General features: G+C 40.0%; 13 protein-coding genes and 2 pseudogenes. 9 read left to right on the top strand and 6 right to left on the bottom strand.

Going from position 1 to position 18,569, the window contains the following annotated elements; translation table 11 throughout:
- Together HMPREF0027_RS11450 and thrC are read right to left on the bottom strand one after the other, a co-directional pair.
- Positions 1-141, bottom strand: a pseudogene (locus HMPREF0027_RS11450) (helix-turn-helix domain-containing protein); the annotation flags it as partial.
- A gap of 88 nt (positions 142-229) precedes the next feature.
- Positions 230-1,510 carry a threonine synthase gene (gene thrC, locus HMPREF0027_RS01195; protein WP_005621454.1) on the bottom strand — a complete coding sequence of 427 codons (1,281 nt, stop codon included), beginning with the start codon at positions 1,508-1,510 and terminating at the stop codon, positions 230-232.
- 213 nt (positions 1,511-1,723) lie between these two features.
- Between thrC and yccS the strand changes: the two genes are divergently transcribed.
- From yccS to mqo, 6 genes are all read left to right on the top strand, one after another.
- A complete protein-coding gene (gene yccS / locus HMPREF0027_RS01190) occupies positions 1,724-3,910 on the top strand; it encodes a YccS family putative transporter (RefSeq protein WP_005621450.1) in 2,187 nt (728 codons plus the stop codon).
- Positions 3,911-4,095: 185 nt separating this feature from the next.
- Positions 4,096-4,509 (top strand): hypothetical protein, encoded by a 414-nt coding sequence (locus tag HMPREF0027_RS01185; RefSeq protein WP_005621446.1) that lies wholly within the window; start codon positions 4,096-4,098, stop codon positions 4,507-4,509.
- Positions 4,510-4,551: 42 nt separating this feature from the next.
- Positions 4,552-4,791 (top strand): hypothetical protein, encoded by a 240-nt coding sequence (locus HMPREF0027_RS12320; protein ID WP_005621444.1) that lies wholly within the window; start codon positions 4,552-4,554, stop codon positions 4,789-4,791.
- Complete coding sequence (locus HMPREF0027_RS01180; protein WP_005621441.1) at positions 4,781-6,097, top strand: tannase/feruloyl esterase family alpha/beta hydrolase; 1,317 nt, start codon at positions 4,781-4,783, stop codon at positions 6,095-6,097. Before HMPREF0027_RS12320 ends, HMPREF0027_RS01180 begins: the two co-directional genes overlap by 11 nt.
- A 73-nt stretch (positions 6,098-6,170) precedes the next feature.
- The gene (locus tag HMPREF0027_RS01175; RefSeq protein ID WP_005621437.1) at positions 6,171-6,680 is read left to right on the top strand and encodes a hypothetical protein; all 510 of its coding nucleotides are present in this window, start codon (positions 6,171-6,173) and stop codon (positions 6,678-6,680) included.
- Between the two features lie 177 nt (positions 6,681-6,857).
- A complete protein-coding gene (mqo, locus tag HMPREF0027_RS01170) occupies positions 6,858-8,336 on the top strand; it encodes a malate dehydrogenase (quinone) (protein WP_005621434.1) in 1,479 nt (492 codons plus the stop codon).
- 244 nt (positions 8,337-8,580) lie between these two features.
- On the opposite strand, the gene HMPREF0027_RS01165 is transcribed toward mqo, so the two are convergent.
- From HMPREF0027_RS01165 to HMPREF0027_RS12885, 4 genes and pseudogenes are all read right to left on the bottom strand, one after another.
- Positions 8,581-10,740, bottom strand: a complete 2,160-nt coding sequence (locus HMPREF0027_RS01165) for a M16 family metallopeptidase (RefSeq protein ID WP_005621432.1) — start codon at positions 10,738-10,740, stop codon at positions 8,581-8,583.
- 87 nt (positions 10,741-10,827) lie between these two features.
- Positions 10,828-11,313 (bottom strand): M16 family metallopeptidase, encoded by a 486-nt coding sequence (locus tag HMPREF0027_RS11290; protein WP_052301755.1) that lies wholly within the window; start codon positions 11,311-11,313, stop codon positions 10,828-10,830.
- Positions 11,314-11,392: 79 nt separating this feature from the next.
- Entirely contained in the window at positions 11,393-13,981 is a 2,589-nt protein-coding gene (locus HMPREF0027_RS01160; RefSeq protein WP_044024205.1) for a TonB-dependent receptor, read from the bottom strand.
- Positions 13,982-14,160: 179 nt separating this feature from the next.
- Positions 14,161-15,940 (bottom strand): annotated as a pseudogene (locus tag HMPREF0027_RS12885) (ABC transporter ATP-binding protein/permease).
- Positions 15,941-16,238: 298 nt separating this feature from the next.
- Here HMPREF0027_RS12885 and lldD point away from each other — a divergent pair.
- The 3 genes from lldD to HMPREF0027_RS11870 all read left to right on the top strand — a co-directional run bounded on the left by lldD (position 16,239) and on the right by HMPREF0027_RS11870 (position 18,439).
- The gene (lldD, locus tag HMPREF0027_RS01150; RefSeq protein ID WP_005621427.1) at positions 16,239-17,384 is read left to right on the top strand and encodes an FMN-dependent L-lactate dehydrogenase LldD; all 1,146 of its coding nucleotides are present in this window, start codon (positions 16,239-16,241) and stop codon (positions 17,382-17,384) included.
- Positions 17,385-17,678: 294 nt separating this feature from the next.
- Positions 17,679-18,257 carry a hypothetical protein gene (locus tag HMPREF0027_RS01145; RefSeq protein WP_005621426.1) on the top strand — a complete coding sequence of 193 codons (579 nt, stop codon included), beginning with the start codon at positions 17,679-17,681 and terminating at the stop codon, positions 18,255-18,257.
- A 20-nt stretch (positions 18,258-18,277) separates the two neighbouring features.
- A complete protein-coding gene (locus tag HMPREF0027_RS11870) occupies positions 18,278-18,439 on the top strand; it encodes a hypothetical protein (protein ID WP_005621424.1) in 162 nt (53 codons plus the stop codon).
- Positions 18,440-18,569 lie beyond the last annotated feature (130 nt).

Here is an 18,569-nt window from a genome sequence, read left to right as displayed (position 1 = left end):
TTATGATTAAATTGAGCAATCCATCGAGTTAAGGTTTTCTTGGATAATTGAAAATGTCGTTGAGTGAATAAACGATTTTTGTCATTTTGAATGATAAAACTCGATGACTTGTTGTTTGAATAGCGAGTTATATTTAGTCATAAAAAATCTGCACCTTAATCTGTTGGAGGTTTAGTCCAACTTTTGGGGGGCAGATCATTTTCTGAGCGCTTTTGTTTTAATAGCTAGATTAGTTACCTGCTAATAAATATTCACGTAATTTTGCAAAATCTGCCGGCATTGTGTCAGATAAAAGTTCCATTTTGTTATGTTTATCCAATACTTCCGGTAACGGTAATTCGATGTTAAGAATACGTTCTACGCTTTCTTTGAATTTCGCAGGGTGAGCGGTGCAGAGGAAAATACCGGTTTCGCCTGCTTGAAGCTGATCTTTTAACACTTGGTAAGCGATCGCACCGTGCGGTTCGCATAAGTAACCTTCCGCATATTGTGCTTTTAATACCGCTTCGGTTTCTGCATCATTTAATGCAGCCGAACCTAAATCGGTTAACGCCCAGCCGTTGCGTTTAAATAATTCTTCCACACGCGGCCAGTTGTTCGGGCGGCTTACGTCCATTGCGTTTGAAAGGGTCGCAACCGTTGCATTCGGTTCCCATTTGCCTGATTTTAAATAACGTGGCACGGTGTCGTTCGCATTGGTTGAAGCGATAAAACGTTTGATTGGTAAACCTAAGGTTTTTGCGATTAAACCTGCGGTTAAGTTACCAAAGTTACCGCTTGGTACTGAAATCACGACGTCAGAACGTTTTGCTTTCGGTAATTGCGCTACCGCTTCAAAGTAATAACAAACTTGCGCTAATAAACGGCTGATATTGATTGAGTTTGCTGAGTTTAAGCTGATCATTTGCCGTAATTCGGTATCGTCAAACGCTTGTTTTACTAACGCTTGGCAAGCGTCAAAATCTGATTCAATCGCTACGGTACGAATGTTGCCGCCTAAGGTACAGAATAATTTTTCTTGTAATGGGCTGATTTTGCCTTTCGGATAAAGGATCACCACATTGATATTTTCTAAGCCGTAGAATGCGTGTGCTACCGCCGCACCGGTGTCACCTGAGGTTGCGGTTAAAATGGTGATTCTGCCGTCACCACGCACGCTGGCAAGTGCTTGCGCCATAAAACGACCGCCGAAATCTTTAAACGCCAATGTCGGACCGTGGAATAGCTCAAGTGCGTAAATATCGTCATTTACTTTGGCAAGTGGTGCAGGGAAAGTAAATGCATTTTTTACCATGGCATTTACCGTCTCTTGCAGAAGTTCGTCACCGATGAGTGCCGCAAGAATTTTTTGACTGCGCTCAACTAAAGGTAAAGCGAGTAATGCATCGATATCATCAAATTTGGGTAATACTTCAGGGAAAAATAAACCCTGATCTTTACCTAAACCTTGACGAACGCCTTGTGCGAAGTTAACTTGTTCTTCGGGGTGTTTGATGTTGTATAAGTTCATTTGGGATGGATCCTTTATATTAAGCGTGATTTATCTGATTCTAGCCATTATCCTTCATGAGTCAATGCAAAAGGCGTGATTATTTGCACAAATTTTTAAAATCTTCATTACTTGTGCAACGTGCAAAGAAATATGTGTGCATTCTCTTTTGTAAGTGGTTAAATTTGCTTTAAAATTTGCAAACTTTTGCACAAATTTGACCGCTTATAGCCTATGAAAAGCCTATTCAAAAAGATTCAAACCGATTGGTTATCGGAAAATATCATCAAAACTCTCCCTATTTTTATTACGATAAACCTTGTTTCGATTGTGGTGTGGCAATTACGGATGTCACACCTCGCTATGCCGTTAGTATTGGGGGTAATTGCCGGCGGTTTGGTGGATTTGGATAGTAGCTTAATCGGCAGAGTGAAGAATTTAACGCTGAGTTTAGTCGCTTTTTCGTTATCCACTTTGAGTGCGCAGTGGTCGCTTAGCGTAGGTTGGTTGTTTTTGCCGGTGGCAATGGTCAGTACTTTTGCGTTAGTGATGTTGGGGGCGATTGGGCAGCGTTATAGTACGATTGCTTTCGGCACGTTAATTGTGTCGGTTTATACTTGCCTAACCTACAGCGCAGACGATAGTTGGTACGGCAGTCCGTTAATGATTTTAGCCGGTGCGCTGTTATATGGGTTGGTCAGTATTGTCGTGCATTTATGTTTTCCGAATCGTTTGGTGCAGGAAAACTTAGCGAAAGCATATGATGCGTTAGCCGCTTATTTACAGGCAAAATCAGAATATTTTGATCCGGACGATGATGATTTGCCGGCTAAGCAATTGGCGTTGGCAAAGGCAAATCAGCAAGTGATGGCGGCTTTCGACCAAACTCGAGTTTCGCTGTTTTATCGTTTACAAGGGCAACATCGCCATGTCCGCACCCGCCGTTTATTGCGCTATTACTTTACTGCGCAAGATATTTTAGAACGCGCAAGTTCCAGCCATTATCAATACCATGAACTTTTTCAACAACTCAGCAATAGCGATTTAATGTTCCGTTTTCAGCGGGTAATGGAACTTCAGGCGATAGCTTGCCAACGAATCGCTTCAGCGCTGCGTCATCGAGATAGCTATCAACACAGTGTGCGGGGCGAGAAAGCGCTACAAGGTTTGTTGAATTCATTGAATTATCATCAGGCAAGAGGGCTACATAGTGCGCATCGTTGGCTATCAATTGCCGAGAACTTACGCAATATTGAAGGGCAGTTAAGCCAAATTGAGCAACAGACGTCAGTAGATAATTTACGCAAAGATTTTGCCAAATCCGCCCGCTTAACGGCGGAAAACGTCTCAGGTTTACGCAATATGTTTTCGGCGATTCGCAGCCAATGCACGCTTTCTTCGCAGCTATTTCGCCATGCGTTACGTTTGTCGTTGGTGGTGCTTGCTTGTAGTTTAATCGTGTTTTTATCCGGCTTAGATAACAAAGGCTACTGGATTTTGCTGACCGCTATTTTCGTTTGCCAACCGAATTATTCCGCCACCAAAAAACGTTTAATTCAGCGAGTGATTGGAACAATGCTCGGGGTGGTTGTCGGCTATTGTTTCCAATATTTTTCACCGAGTTTGGAAGCGCAATTGGGGCTAATTACCTTAACCGGCAGTTTGTATTACTTTTTTAGGGTAAGCAATTACGGCTCTTCCACTTTCTTTATTACGTTGTTGGTGTTTGTAAGCCTAGATGTGGCGGGCTTAGGCGCACAAAATGCGTTATTACCTCGCTTGTTTGATACATTGTTAGGCACGGCAATTGCGTGGTTGGCGGTTTCGTTTATTTATCCGGACTGGAAATATTTAAATTTACATAAAAATTTACAGAATACGCTGAAAGCAAGCGGACAATATTTACGCCATATTTTGGCGCAGTTGCAGTTCGGTTATAACGATCAGCTTGGCTATCGAGTGGCACGCCGAGATGTTCATAATCATATTTCAGCGTTGAGTGCGGTGATTTCAAATATGCATAGCGAGCCGCAAAAATATCAAAATGCGCTGCATTTTGCCCCAACTCTATTGGGGGTAACTTATACGTTGTTGGGTTATATTTCCGCATTGGGTGCTTATCGGGTAGAAAGTCATGAACTGAATCATCATATTGATTTTTCCGCCATTATATTCTTTAGCCAAGGTAAGAAAGTGGTGAAGGTTTTAGATGAAATGACTTATGCAAAAGTTAGCGGTGCGCATATTGATCAACAGCTAGCGGACATAGATCAGGCGTTAAATCAATTTGAAATTGCGAATCAAGCTGGAGAAGACCGATTAGCCTTGGTGTTAACACAACAATTGCGTTTGATTGTGCAGCTGTTACCTCAACTTCAGGCACTGGTGAATAAGGAACATTTCTATTCACAGCAGCACTAACCGTCAACAAGCGGTCCGATTTGTCGAATTTTTTGCAAATCGGACCGCTTTTTTATTACATATTCGTATAACAATGCACCATAGATTGTATGAAATTTCGCAAAATAGTCTTAGAATGCGAACTTGCATATCCTTAGTTTGCCATATAGGGGTATGCGGAATAGATTTATTTATGGAGAGTTTTCGTGTTAAGTAAACAGTCTGCGATTCAGGGCTTTATTTTGGCAGGGTTATATAATCTTGTCGGTATTTTAGGTTTTACTCAGTTTTTCACCAATCCCACCTTAATGGAAAATGATCCAATCGTTTTCTCTTGGCTTGGTCAAATTGCGATTATTTTATGGGGCTTGGCTTATTGGTCGGTCGCCCGTCGTTTTTGGCTAACACCTCATTTAGTATTAATTTTTTGTTTAGAAAAAATGTTATATGCCGCTGCTTGGGCATACTGGTTGGCAACTCAGCCTGAAAAATTAGATGCGCTTGCTGGACAATCTATGCTGATGTTTTGCTTTTTTGCCAGCTATGGTTTCGGCGATTTCTTATTTGGTCTTTTCTTCGGACTGGCGGCAATTAACGCTTTTAAAGGTCGGTATTATTAGACGGCAATTATTTTGATGACATGATGATAAGGAAGTGAACTTATGCACAAACTCACGGCAATTTCCTGTGCGCTAGCGCTAATGGGTGTAAGCCAGCTGGCACACGCAACAACGCAATCTGATTTATTGGCAGCGCAACAATGTGCCGCATTAAAAGAGGCGAAAATTTACGATACGCAGCTTATCAAAACCGAATGGTTGCCAGCCGGTGAATTACCCCAAGATAAGAATGTGGCGATGAGTGGTGCGAGTGCTAAGCCGGTTACCGCTGGTGCGCATTAGTATTGTCACCGGTGAAATCGAAAAACGTATCGGGGTAAACGGCAAACCGTATGCGATAGGTTTCCAACTTCTCTTACCGGAACAATGGAATAAGAAATTCTTATTTCAAGGCGGAGGCGGCACAAATGGCATCGTTTCCCCTGCAATTGGTAAAACACCGGTACGTGGTTCGGATGCTTTACCGGCTCTTTCTCGTGGTTATGCGTTGGCTTCCACCGGTAAGGTAACTGTAGTCGCTAAACAACTGATCGAACAAATGTATCAAACAAAGCCGAGCAAGAGCTTCTTCATGGGCTGCTCGAATGGCGGACGAGAGGCGATGCAAGCGGCAATGCGTTATCCGCAAGAGTTTGACGGCGTGGTAGCCGGCAACCCGGGTTTTCGTTTATCAAGAGCTGCCGTGGCGGAAGCGTGGGATAACCAACATTTCTTGAAGTATGCGCCAACCAATGAAAAAGGCGAAAAAATTGTTGCCAATGCACTGACGCAAGCGGATTTAGATGTGGTGGTAAAAGGCGTGCTTAAACAATGTGATGCCAAAGACGGCTTAGCGGATGGTATCATTAACGCTTGGGAACAGTGCGGCTTTAAACCGGAAATGGTAAAAGCGGAATTAGGTGAGCGTGCGGAACAAAAAGTTGCGTTATTAAATGCGATTTTTGGCGGGGCGAAAAACAGCCAAGGTGAAAACGTATATGCTTCTTGGCCTTATGACGCAGGGCTAAATACCAATGGCTGGCGTGTGTGGAAACACGGTTCTTCGCAAACGGCTGAACCGAATGCCATCAATTTTATGATGGGCGTACAAAGTTTAGCGCAATATTTTATGACACCGCATAATCCGGCGTTTGATATGCTCACATTCGATTTTGATAAAGATGTTGCCAAAACAGCTGAAATTGCTGGGGTAAACGATGCCGATGAAACGGATTTATCTTACTTACAAGCGAAGGGCGGTAAGATGATTATCTTTGAAGGCGTGTCTGATCCGGTATTCTCCGCACATGATTTACGTGATTGGTATAACCAATTGCAGGTGAATATGCAAGACGTACAAGGTTTTGCTCGGGTGTTTATGGTGCCGGGTATGAACCATTGCGGTATGGGCTCGGCAACGGAGAATTTCGATCCGCTTACGGCATTAGAGCAATGGACGGATGAGGGCAAAGCGCCTGATTTTATCCTTGCAAAAGCTGGGTCTGAGATGTCAAATAAAGCGAAAGAAATGCCGCTGTGTCCATATCCGAAAATTGCGACTTATATTGGCGGAGACGAAAACAAAGCCACCAGTTTTGAATGTAAATAGGGCGCAACCCTAATAGACAAGTGGTTGATTTTGCAAAAATTTTTGCAAATTTGACCGCTTACTGAGGAAACTAATGAAAAAATTGCTAATTTTATTAATCAGCCTGTTCGGTTTAAATGTATCGGCTGCCGAGGGCTATAAAGATATGAAATTTGGCAGCTCGATTGATGAGGTGCGTAAGAGAAAATTGTGTCTAAGTATGTGGGAAGAGCTTGATGCAAATAATGTTTGGCGTTGTAATCAGTTTAAATTTGCCAAGCAGCCGATTAAAGCTATTATTCGTTTTGCTGATCAGAAATTAGAATTAATTAATCTTGTGCTGGTGACGCATGAGCGAGATCGTGTGAGCCAAGGTTTACGCCAACAATACGGTGAGCCGACGTACATTTCCGGTAACATCACGTTAGGGCAGGAGTTACCTACTGATCAAAAATGGTTTATGGTGTTTGATGATGACAGTATTCGCTTGATTTTTATTCCGGCGGCAAAAGTTGACACCCCACAGGGACAGACTTCCGTGCCGGCGCAATTGAATTTGCATTATCAGCCGAAAAGGGCAAATTCTTTGCTTGACGATCTATAAGGTATTTGCCTGTGTATAAGTGGTTACTTTTTTGCAAAATTTTGCCCGAAAGTGACCGCTTTTATTTTGTCTTATTTCTGCATAGAGTTTATAAAAGTGTGATCTAATTCACATTTTTGCTACCTGTTTCACGGTATAATTTCACAAAAACTTAACAACAATTTAATAAGGACTAATATGAGTAATTCGCCTTCTGCTGCTTCCTCATTTTCGGATGTCTCCTTAATCGGGGCTGGGATTATGAGCGGAACCTTAGGTACGTTGTTAAAAGAACTCGCGCCTCACAAGACCGTCAGTGTCTTTGAAAAATTATCGGCAGTAGGCTTAGAAAGCTCAAACGAATGGCATAATGCAGGCACCGGTCATGCGGCATTGTGTGAGCTGAATTACACCGCATTGCAAACGAACGGTGAAATTGAAACCGAACGAGCGTTGAAAATTTTCGAAGATTTTCAGCTTTCGTTACAGCTTTGGAGTTACTTGGTTGAAACGGGTAAAATCGGACATCCGCAGGCGTTTATTCGGCCAATTCCGCATATTAGCTTTGTACAAGGTGAGACTGATGTCGCTTTTCTGAAAAAACGTTATCACGCATTAGTCCAACATCATTTTTTTGCTAGTATGCAATTTAGCCAAGCGCCGGGGCAATTGGCACAATGGATGCCGTTGATGATGGCGGATCGCTCCGTTAATCAGCCAGTTGCCGCCAGTTATATGGCGGAAGGTACCGATGTCAATTTCGGTGCGTTAACTCGTAAATTATTCGCTTATTTAGCTTCACAAGTTGTGGAATTAAACTTAAATTGTCAAGTGTCGGATTTAGTTAGATTACCGAATGGTGAGTGGGAGCTTTCCGTCGTTGATGCTTCAAATCGGTTGCGTAAACATCGTAGCAAGTTTGTGTTTATCGGCTGTGGCGGCGGTAGTTTGCATTTATTACAGAAGTCCGGCATTGCTGAGGCAAAAAGTATTGGTGGCTTTCCGGTCAGTGGCTTATTTATGGTGTGTAACAATCCGCAAGTGATTGCCCAACATCATGCTAAAGTGTATGGCAAAGCAAAAGTCGGTGCGCCGCCAATGTCGGTTCCTCACTTAGATAGCCGTTTTATCAATGGCAAACAAACGCTATTGTTTGGACCTTTTGCTGGCTTTACTACCAAATTCTTAAAACAAGGCAGCCATTTCGATTTGATCACTTCTATCCGTCCGGCTAATTTTAGCTCGGTGATGATCGCCGGGGTAAAAAACTTACCGTTAGCAAATTATTTGGTAAAACAAGCAATGTTAACCAAAGAGCAGCGTATGGCGGAGCTGCGTGAGTTTATGCCGAATGCCAAAAGCGAAGATTGGGATTTGTTAGTTGCCGGTCAGCGTGTACAAGTCATTCGCCAAAACGATATGCGTTTCGGTACGGAAGTGATTCACGCTCAAGACGGCTCGCTTGCGGTGTTGCTTGGTGCGTCTCCGGGCGCATCCACTTCGGTAAAAGCGATGTTAGATGTCGTACGCTGTTGCTTTGCTGATGAACTGCCTGAATGGCAAGCTAAACTGGAACAAATGATGCCTTCTTTCGATAAAGCATTGCGTCATGAGCCGGAGCTTTATACACAGCTTAAAGCACGCTTTGCCTCAAGTCTGAAGATTCACTTCAATTAACAGATAAGCGGTCGTTTTTGCCGTGACTTTTGCAAGTTGTCGGTATTATGTAGCAATTGCACAACGAAGGGTTCTTTGGAAAAAGGAGGGATGTCACGCAGGTATCCACAATATTAACTCGTTGAAATTATTTAAGTTCTTCACAAGGATGTGCATATCGAGTCCCTACCTGTCACATTATTTTCTCTTTGTATGTTTACTACATAATACGGCTTTACTGGCTATTTTATTCATCGTCATACATCTACTTTTTCGGTGTGGTAATAAACACCCTCTGATTTTCGGAATTATAGAGATATTTCGCGACTTCTCTTACCTCATCAAGCGTAATAATTTCCACTAGCGGTTTAATTTCCGTTAAATATTGCGGCGTGTGAAAATGGTTTTCGCTATAAATTAAACGTTCCAACCACGCCTCAGCGGACTGCTGCTGACTTTCTTCCGTTTGATAAAAATAGCGTTTCACCGTAGCAAATTCTTCAGAGGTAATACTCTTTGGCAAATCAATTAAGACCTGTTTGGCAATTTCAATCAGCTTTTCCGTTATTTCCGGATTGGAAGAAAAGGTTAAGGTTGTTTGTATGCGGTTGGTTTCTCCTTGCAGACGGCTTTTAAATCGTTTGCTATAAATCCCTAAGGTTTCATCTCGCATTTTTTGGCTTAATTTTTCAGAGGCAATACTGCTTGCAAACTCAACCATTAGGGCTTTTTTTGCCTCCCAGTTATCCTGTGTAAACCAAGCGATATAAACGTTATCCTTTGGCTCAGGATTCATTGCAAATTTTTCCTCTGCATTACCAGCGAGTACTTTTAGTGGTTTGCTTGAAATGGCTTTTCCTTTCTCAATCGGAGTCAAATTCTGAACCAAAAGTGACCACACTTTGCTTTCCTCCATATCATTCACAATGAAGTAAGTAACCGGTACGTTAGAAAGTGCCTGCCATTGCTGCATCAGTTCGGCTTCTGTTAATTTTTCGACCTGCTGCACTATCGGTTGCGGATTGATAGGATGTCCGTAAACAAAGGTTTCCCAGGCTAAATTTCGTTTAAATTCATCAGAATGTGCTTGTAATTCAATACGGTGAATCATGTCTGTCTTGGTTCTTTCAAATTCCTCTTTTATCGTGGTTTCTTTCTGTTGGGCATAGTAGAAGCGAAGTAAATCGGAAAATTTGTCATTCTCAACCGTGCTTAGAATATTTAATTTGTCAAAACTCTGACGAATAACAAGCGGAATATGATGATTTTCTTTCCATTCCACCATTTGATTACGTGTCCAATTTAATGGTGCATTATTGCCGATAAGTTGTATGGCAAGTTTGCCTTTCCAATCTTGGATAATCGGTGCATTGGAGCCAGCCTGACTTTGTGCAACAAAATAGGTTTTATTTTTCGCAAGAGGGGATTTTAACCAAACCACAATATCGCCGTTAGAAAGTGTCCAACGCACCGTATGTTGATCCGGAAAACGTTGCTCTTTCACGATACTTCCCGCTTGTTTTAGGGGGGGGAGTGTCATTTTTTCTTTTGCACTTTCCGGCGGAACGGTTAAATCAGCCTGTTTTGCCGCCAGCCACCATTGTTGTACTTCCACAGGCAAAATAGGCGGAATCTCAACATTCAACGGCGGCATATATTGCAAAATTTGATCCGGTGCATTTAACCAATGTTGAATGCGTTGATTCACCTCCGCTAAACCGATCTTCGCTATTTCTTCCTTCGTCATTTTTTCAATTTGATCCTGACTGTAATAGCGTTTATCACTCAGTAAGGTGCTAATCATTGTTTGCACCCAATCTTCAAAAGTAAAATTTTGTTGATTGAGCTTGTCATTTTCCAGTTGCAATAAGATTTTCTCTTTTTGCTTATCTAATTCTGTCTGTGTAACTAGATAATGTTTTAATCGTTCGGCTTGCTCAATAAGATATTTTGCTCCAATGCGGTGCGATTGTTTTTCTACATTCGCTGAAAAAACTAAAGCAGATGTGGTTTTTCCTACGGGTATTTTACGTGCTGATAAGGAAGACAGTGCAGTCGGAAGTTGATTTTTTTCTTCTCTGAAACGTTGGCTTAAACTATTCAACGCCAGCTGATCAATAAGATGTTGGGCAAACCCCATTTCCGTTTGAGCTTGACTTGCACTGTCATCAAACCGCCATAAATAATTCACTTGGCTATTACTATTCTGTGCATCGCCAAGGCGATCGACCTTAATTTGTTTGGTTAATTTCGGTTCATAATAATCTTTGTCTCGAATAGGAAGTGTTTTTCGTGGCAAATCAGCAAAATACTCCCGAATCAATTTTTCTGCTTCATTAGGTTGAATATCTCCGACAAGCAATAATTGCATATTGTTGGGAACATACCACATTTTGTAATACTGTTGTAATTCTATGACTGGCATTGTATTAATGCTTTTTTGTGAACCGATTACTAGACGATTTTCGTAACGAGAATTAGCACGTTGAGAACTTTGACGTTGTTCAAAAAGTCAGCGTTTGGCACTATCTCTTGTACGCCACTCTTCTAAAATAATTTTCCGCTCACTGTCCCAATCAGCAGCCCTAATTTCCGCTTTAAAAAGCATTTGTTTTACCACCTCCAATGTTTGCATTAGATTGAAATGTTTCGGTGGCATATAAATATAAGTAGTGTTCTCCTGATTAGTAAAAGCGTTATAATTTTTTCCTCTTAGCCATCCCTGTTGATGAAGATAAGGCATTATTCCTTGTGAATAGGATTCCGTCGCACGAAATGCCATATGCTCAACCATATGTGCTACACCACTTTGGTTTTCTGTTTCATCTATTGCACCGGCATAAACCCTCATAATCACATCTACTCTTTTGAGCTGAATATGAAGGGGTAAAACAGTATAACGTAACCCATTTTCTAACTGTCCCTGTATTGGTGTTAGCGGATTGGAAAATGTGGTTGTTGAGATTAAAAATAACAAAATACAAATGATGCTACGCAAAATAAGCTCCATAAAATAAAGACGAATGGCATTAGGTCGTAAACAACTAACACATTTTTTAATGAATATTCCTTATTAACTACCAATAATAGCCAATACCTAACCAAAACTGACGACCTAATTGATAACTTGTTGGGTTTTGACTTTCCGTTCCCCCTAAATATTGTGAACTTAGGCTACTTGTTGCAACTCGGCTATTAAATACATTTAGTACATCAAGATTCACCTCAATTTTTTGTTCACGAACGGGTAAGGACCAAAGTAAGTGCCAATCCAATGCCGCTTTTCCACTATATTTTTTTAAACGATAGTCATAAACTGCTCCCGCATAATCACCACAAGCTTGAGGTTGACTTGAATTAGCACACTGCGCAACGTCATAGCGGTGATATGCCTTATAACCGGTTTTGTAATTAACCACGTGTGTCCATTTTAAATTCCAATCTGGAAAATCCGTTTGAAGTTCAATAAAGCCTTCCCAAGGCTGATTAAAGTTAAATGGCGGAAGTTCATTGACAGAAGCATAACGTTTTCCTTCAAAAAGGTAATATCTATTATTAAAGGCAGCCGGGTCAAAAACCAAACTTTCATCATAGTTACCGTGATAGTTTACATTTCGATGTTGATAACGTAGCCCAAGACGATAATTCATTGATAACTTATTAAAATGATAGGCTTTATTATTTTGAAAACTGAGAATGAAAGTATTGGTTTGCCCTTTACCGCCATTTGTCATCGTTTTCGGTGTTTTATTTTTAGGATCTTGCTTTGCTGGTACAAATTGTCGTTCACTTTTACGATGCACCCAGTTAAATGCCAAGCGATGATCCGCCAAGGTATAATTAAATCCAAGGTTATATTCATCACTATAAGGTGTTTTTAAATTACGGCTATTATTCCAAGAGATGAAATTTTTCGCACAATCCCCCAAAATCCATTCACCATTAGCCGTCAATCGTTTATGGCTTCCACGATGACAAGGAATGGTAGAACGCAAAGCATAAGCCAACATATTATTGGCAAAGTAGCGATTATATCCTCCGGTAATATTGAAATTATCGTCATTTAATACATTGATATTAAACGAAAAACGAGGGGCGATATTCAGATTTTTCTGAAAATTATCATAGTTAACATTTACTCCCGGTATAAACTTAACCTGTTGCCAATAAATTTCATCAGAAAAATAAAGGTTATAGTTATTCAGATTTACTTTAGTACTAAATGCTGGATAGTAGGTCATACTATTTTGGAATTGCTCGTTTGGAATACAATCTGTACATGCCTGTCCTTGTCCAACAATAATGCGTCTTACGTCCGTTCTTGGCGTGGACATATAACGCACCGCATAAGGACGTTCAGATTTCGCAGAAGCAAAATCCATTTGCCAGCCAAAAAACAATTTATGTTCAGTTATTCCCCAATTTAGTCGATCCAATTCATAATCTTGCTTAACTGTCCAAGTGTTCAATTCGGAAGATAACTCACCAATTCCGCCTTCACGTTTATAATCGCACTTGCCTGTTTTAGTATTTATATAACTGCACCATTGTGTACCACTGTTTGCCAACAAGCCTTCGCCCAACCAATTGTAATATCTATAACCGGCATCGTGGGCTATTTTGTTACGGTTATATTGATAAGCAAGGGTCGTTTTTACTGCCCCCCAATCGCCTGCATATTGCGATTCAATATTGGCACGCCAGCCACCGCCTTCGCCCACATAGCGTCCATTTTTAACATTATCGTTGTAATAAACATTTTTGTGCGGAGAATATAACAATGTTGCCAATAATTTATGCTGGCCATTTACCTGAGAACTTCCTTTTAATAAAAATGTTTCGGCTATACGGCGTTCTTTTTCCCAACGATTTAATCCTTGATGATATTCAGGCATTTTGGATTGAGTACGGTTATAGCTAAACAAAATTCCCGCTTTCTCATTAATCGGCTGATTTAAAGTGAAATCAAAAATATGCTTAGTAAATTTGGGTTGAACATCGCTTTCCGCATAAGCATTATCAAATTTTGCCCGTTCTTCATCATTAAGTTGGAATGACGTCCAAGCATCGCGCGTGGTACGATAACTTATTGAACCACTTGCTTTGGATAATTCAGGATCTTTAATTTCGGCATCAACGACACCGCCGGTAAAACGACCATATTTTGCCGGTACATTGCTGTCATAAACCGTTACATTTCTGAGCAAGCGGCTGTTTACGTAAAAAGACTCGGGAGAACCGGGAGCAATATACATTGAGGTCGGTTGAGTAAAATCTTCCGCTGATTTATAACCGCCATTTGAAGAACCGGGGTTTAGTAAATCATTATTTGATAAGCCATCAATTAAATAACTATTGTTGTAGTAAGGCTCACCGTGAAAACTAATTAAATCAGGTGCAATTTCCCCCGCCTGTATAGAATTATTTGTCGTCCCACTAAACTGGACTGCTGGATTATTTTTAAGTAATTCCGAAATATTACCGTTTCTCAATGGTATTCGAGCAATGTCTTGTTCTGAAAAACTTATTGAACCTGATGGCGTAACTGCACCATTCGCAATTACAAAAATTGTATCTAACTGATTATCTGGTTTACTGTGTTCCGCATAAGCAATGGAAGTGAAAAAAAGAGAGGATATAAATATGGCAATTTGCGTTTTTCTCATTATAAAAAGATCCTTAGCACATATACAAATAAGAAGCATTATCATTTAATTTCAATAGGATACCAAAATACGAAGGAAAAAAATGAGATCGAGATCACAAATTCAAATGCAACGCAGAAAAAGAGGGGAAGAATCCCCTCTTTCATTACAAAAAGTTATTGCACGTCAATGAATCCCCCTTAGGTTAATGCCCACTCGCCATCAAGATCTAACTGCAAACATTGTTTATGATGACGAATCAAAGTGGAACGATGACCTACACTAATGACAATGCTTTGTGGCAGTTCTTCTTTCAACAGAAGGTACATTTTTTCTTCTAAAGGTTCATCTAATGCCGATGTTGATTCATCAAGGAAAATCGCTGTCGGGCGGTGAAGTAACACACGGGCAAAAGCAAGCCGTTGTTGTTCCCCAAGAGATAAAATATTCATCCAGCTCGCTTCTTGTTCTAACTTAGAAGCAGGATGTCCTAATTGAACCTGATGTAAAATGACAATCAATTTATCCCTTTCAATATTTTGAGGGGCAATATTTGGATAATACAGCGTATCGATCAATCTGCCTTGTGGTAAATAAGGCTTTTGAGCAACAAATAATGTGTGAACAGGAAAAGAAATCTGTCCTTTCGCATATCGCCATAAACCGGCAACCGCCCGTAATAAAGTTGTTTTTCCTATACCCGAAACACCTTGAATCAGCAACGAATCACCAGCCGATAAATGAATATTAAGATCATTGACGAGAACATTTCCTGATGGGGTTTTCACCGTAAGCTTTTCAAAAATCACCTCATCTTCTGCCTCACTTTTTTGAATATTTATCGCACCTTGTGCCTTATCTACTACCATATAAAAACCGCTTAAACGTTCTAACACCGCACGATAACCGGCAAAATCATCATAAATGTTACGGAAAAAAGAAAGATAAGTTTGCACCCGTCTAAAGGCTTGTGCTGTTTGCATCAATTCACCCAATTGAATTTGCTTTTCAAAAAAGCGGGTGGCTTGAATCAAAAACGGGAAAATTACCGAGATTTGAGTAATTGCAAGATTAAAACCATTAAATTTTAACGTTCGATAAACAATCTGCCACAAATTATCAATCACATTATTAAATTGCATAACTAGCTGATTTTTTTTCCATTTTCTCCCCCTTAAAAAAGGCGATACTTTCAGCATATTCCTTTATCCGTACCAAAGCATAACGGTAATTTGCATTCAATCGTTCATTGTTAAAATTAAGCCCAATTAAAGGCTTACCAATTTGAAAAGCAAATGCGGTACTCACTAACACATAAATGAAGACTAAAAAAACCATAGCGTGTGGCAAAGTAAAATCACCAATTTGCATTGGTCCGGATAACCCCCACAAAATGATGGTAAAAGAAACCATTGACGTAACGGCTTTAATTAAGCCTAAAGATAAACTTAAAGAAGTGCTAACGTAAGCGGAGATATCTTGTTGAATACGTTGATCGGGATTGTCGATTTTTTCATCATAGGAACACATTTTATAATATGCTTGGCTTGCTAGCCATTTGTCCAAAGTTGCCTCATTCGCCCATTTTCGCCAGTGAATGGTGAAGGCTTTTTGCGCGTAATAAATCAATAATGCATTGGCAATATGCACCGTTGCCAACACGGAAAATACGGCAATTTGTGTCCAAAATTCGGCGGCATCTAAATGCTGCAAGGCATTATATAATGCCTTATTCCACTCGGATAACAAAATATCAATTCGCACAGTGACCAAACTGAAAAATAACACCGTAAAGAAATAAGCGATAGGTTTTATACTCCGTTTTATGGAAAAATAATCTGCACTTAAAAACCAAAATTGTCCTCCCCATTTTGTTATTTTGATTAAAAACAGGGAAATCAGCGGTGCAGTAACGAATATGATCCCCATCACGGTAGCAATCCAATAAAAAGAATTTAATAATTCCTGCGTCCAATTCATTTTGTTTCCTTATAAGTAGATTTCTGTTGTTTTAGTATAAAATCAAATCTTTGTTGATAATCAATCGCAATAAAAGCGCTAAATACCGCAAGTTGCAAAAAAATTGCCAAAATTGACCGCTTGTTCCTTGTGCGCTACTTACTTTTCCATATATTTTTAAAATTTGTGTGATCTTTAGCTCACTTTTACAAAAAATTCACATGTTTTTATATCTTCACTAACATTTTTGATTTAGAATTTAAATATTAATTATTCGCATTTAAGTTAATTCCATAATATTTAGAATAAAGAGGTAAAAATGATTATTTCATCAACCAATGACTATCGTGAAGCTGCACGTCGCCGTGTTCCCCCGTTTATGTTTCATTATGCGGACGGCGGCTCATTTGCTGAGCGTACCTTAGAACGCAATGTAACCGATCTCGCTGATTTGGCACTACGTCAACGAGTATTAAAAGATATGTCGAAGCTTGATATCGAAATTGAATTATTTGGTGAAAAACTTGCGATGCCGGCTGTGCTTGCGCCGGTGGGCGCTTGTGGGATGTATGCTCGCCGTGGTGAAGTGCAAGCGGCACAAGCAGCGGAAAATAAAGGCATTCCGTTCACGCTTTCGACCGTATCGATTTGCCCGATTGAAGAAGTAACCGCAGCGATTAAACGCCCAATGTGGTTCCAACTTTATGTATTAAAAGACCGTGGTTTTATGAAACACGTATTAGAACGCGCCAAAGCGGCAGGTTGTTCAACCTTAGTCTTTACCGTGGATATGCCGACACCGGGGGCGCGCTATCGTGACCGCCATTCGGGTATGAGCGGTGAATACAAAGAAATCCGCCGTGCGTTACAAGCAGTAGCCCATCCGTTTTGGGCGTGGGATGTCGGCATTAAAGGCAAACCACATACGCTAGGTAACGTTTCGGCGTACACTGGTAAAGCGGTCGGTTTAGATGATTACGTCGTTTGGTTAGGCGAAAACTTCGATCCGTCAATCTCATGGAAAGATTTGGAATGGATTCGTGATTTTTGGGACGGTTCAATGGTAATCAAGGGCATTTTAGATCCGGAAGATGCGAAAGATGCGGTGCGTTTCGGCGCGGATGGTATTGTGGTTTCAAATCACGGCGGCCGTCAGCTAGACGGCGCATTATCAAGTGCAAGAGCGCTTCCTTCTATTGCAGATGCAGTAAAAGGCGATATTAAGATTTTAGCCGATTCAGGTATTCGAAATGGCTTAGATATTGTGCGTATGCTTGCATTAGGCGCAGATGCAACGATGATCGGACGTTCATTTGTTTATGCCCTCGGTGCGGCAGGCAAAGCCGGCGTAGAAAATATGTTGGATATCTTCAAAAAAGAAATGCATGTGGCAATGACGTTAACCAGTAACCAAAAAATTAGCGATATTACCCGTGATGCGTTAGTAGATTTAACTAAGTTATAACGCCAATTTTATTCTGCTACGATAAATCGAAAAGCTCTGGTTCGGAAGAATTAGGGCTTTTTCGTAAAATTTTATACTAACGAAATGTATAGAATCTTGTCTTTTGTATAAAGCTGTTTACCATCGACAACAGTTTTCCCATACTCTAAACTTAATGATATTGTGATAAATATCACATTCTTTAGCTTTTCTAGAACTTGTCTTCTTTAGATCTTCGGCACATACTGTGACTAATCAATATTCATTCTATTAAGTCCGGTTAATAGGATAGAGCAGGTTATCAGAAGGTAAATTATGCTTACATTTTTAAAAGAACACCGTTGGTGTTTTACATTTCTGCTGTTTTTTATCGGCACAATAATTTATACGTACTTATGGTACAAAGATGTCGCAGATCATAGATACTATCCTATTGCACTTAGTGAACGAGATGAAATTACTATAGATTATCAAACCCCTTATATTGTGAGTGATAAACGGTGTTTTAAATTAGGATTTAGTGTCAAAGAGGCTGAGGATTATTATGAACACTACGATAAACTCTATCGACCTATTTATGATTTGCCCAAAAAGGAATTTTATTCGAAAGTAGCGGATAGACCTAAACTACGCATTAAAATCTTTAAAGATACTACATTAGTACGGCAAGATGATTTATATGTAGACGCTATTTACGGTCACGGTGATCGAATAATAAATGGAAAAAAATACTGGCTTATTGATACGTATCTTTATAGTGAATATGAAAAAGATGATTGTCATTACTTTGAACCCCAATCTAGCTATAAAATCGTCGTTACTAATTTCATACCGAAAGAATACTATAAAAATATTGAAGTATTCTTTGGAATATTTCCGATTAAACCACGTTAATACAATTTAAGGAGATTTTTATGGAAAACAGATATACTACCACCTTTTATTTTGCTAAGGCAGGAGCAAAATATTATAAGGATTTTGAACGTAAAACGAATATAAAACGCTTATCAGGCGGGCATGCTTGGTTTGTGGTCAGAAATGAGACAACCGGAGAAAGCAAAAGTAGTGGTTTTTAATCTGTAGAAAGCAACCCATTTTTTAATAATAGCGTTTTCAGGTATAAATTATGATTAAATTTAAAAAAAACATCAATGTTGCCTCAGCTTTTTAAGCATAGTTTTGGCGATTTCTACTTATTTTTAGGGG

The sequence above is a fragment of the Actinobacillus ureae ATCC 25976 genome (assembly GCF_000188255.1).
GTDB lineage: Bacteria > Pseudomonadota > Gammaproteobacteria > Enterobacterales > Pasteurellaceae > Actinobacillus > Actinobacillus ureae.
The sequence above is the reverse complement of the archived record's forward strand: the minus strand, read 5'-3'. Positions and strand labels throughout refer to the sequence as shown.

What these genes read in the sequence shown, in the direction of transcription:
- thrC (WP_005621454.1), bottom strand. Translation starts at nt 1,510, where the DNA reads ATGAACTTATACAACATCAAACACCCCGAAGAACAAGTTAACTTCGCA.
- yccS (WP_005621450.1), top strand. Translation starts at nt 1,724, where the DNA reads ATGAAAAGCCTATTCAAAAAGATTCAAACCGATTGGTTATCGGAAAAT.
- HMPREF0027_RS12320 (WP_005621444.1), top strand. Translation starts at nt 4,552, where the DNA reads ATGCACAAACTCACGGCAATTTCCTGTGCGCTAGCGCTAATGGGTGTA.
- HMPREF0027_RS01175 (WP_005621437.1), top strand. Translation starts at nt 6,171, where the DNA reads ATGAAAAAATTGCTAATTTTATTAATCAGCCTGTTCGGTTTAAATGTA.
- mqo (WP_005621434.1), top strand. Translation starts at nt 6,858, where the DNA reads ATGAGTAATTCGCCTTCTGCTGCTTCCTCATTTTCGGATGTCTCCTTA.
- HMPREF0027_RS01165 (WP_005621432.1), bottom strand. Translation starts at nt 10,740, where the DNA reads ATGCCAGTCATAGAATTACAACAGTATTACAAAATGTGGTATGTTCCC.
- HMPREF0027_RS01160 (WP_044024205.1), bottom strand. Translation starts at nt 13,981, where the DNA reads ATGAGAAAAACGCAAATTGCCATATTTATATCCTCTCTTTTTTTCACT.
- lldD (WP_005621427.1), top strand. Translation starts at nt 16,239, where the DNA reads ATGATTATTTCATCAACCAATGACTATCGTGAAGCTGCACGTCGCCGT.
- HMPREF0027_RS01145 (WP_005621426.1), top strand. Translation starts at nt 17,679, where the DNA reads ATGCTTACATTTTTAAAAGAACACCGTTGGTGTTTTACATTTCTGCTG.
- HMPREF0027_RS11870 (WP_005621424.1), top strand. Translation starts at nt 18,278, where the DNA reads ATGGAAAACAGATATACTACCACCTTTTATTTTGCTAAGGCAGGAGCA.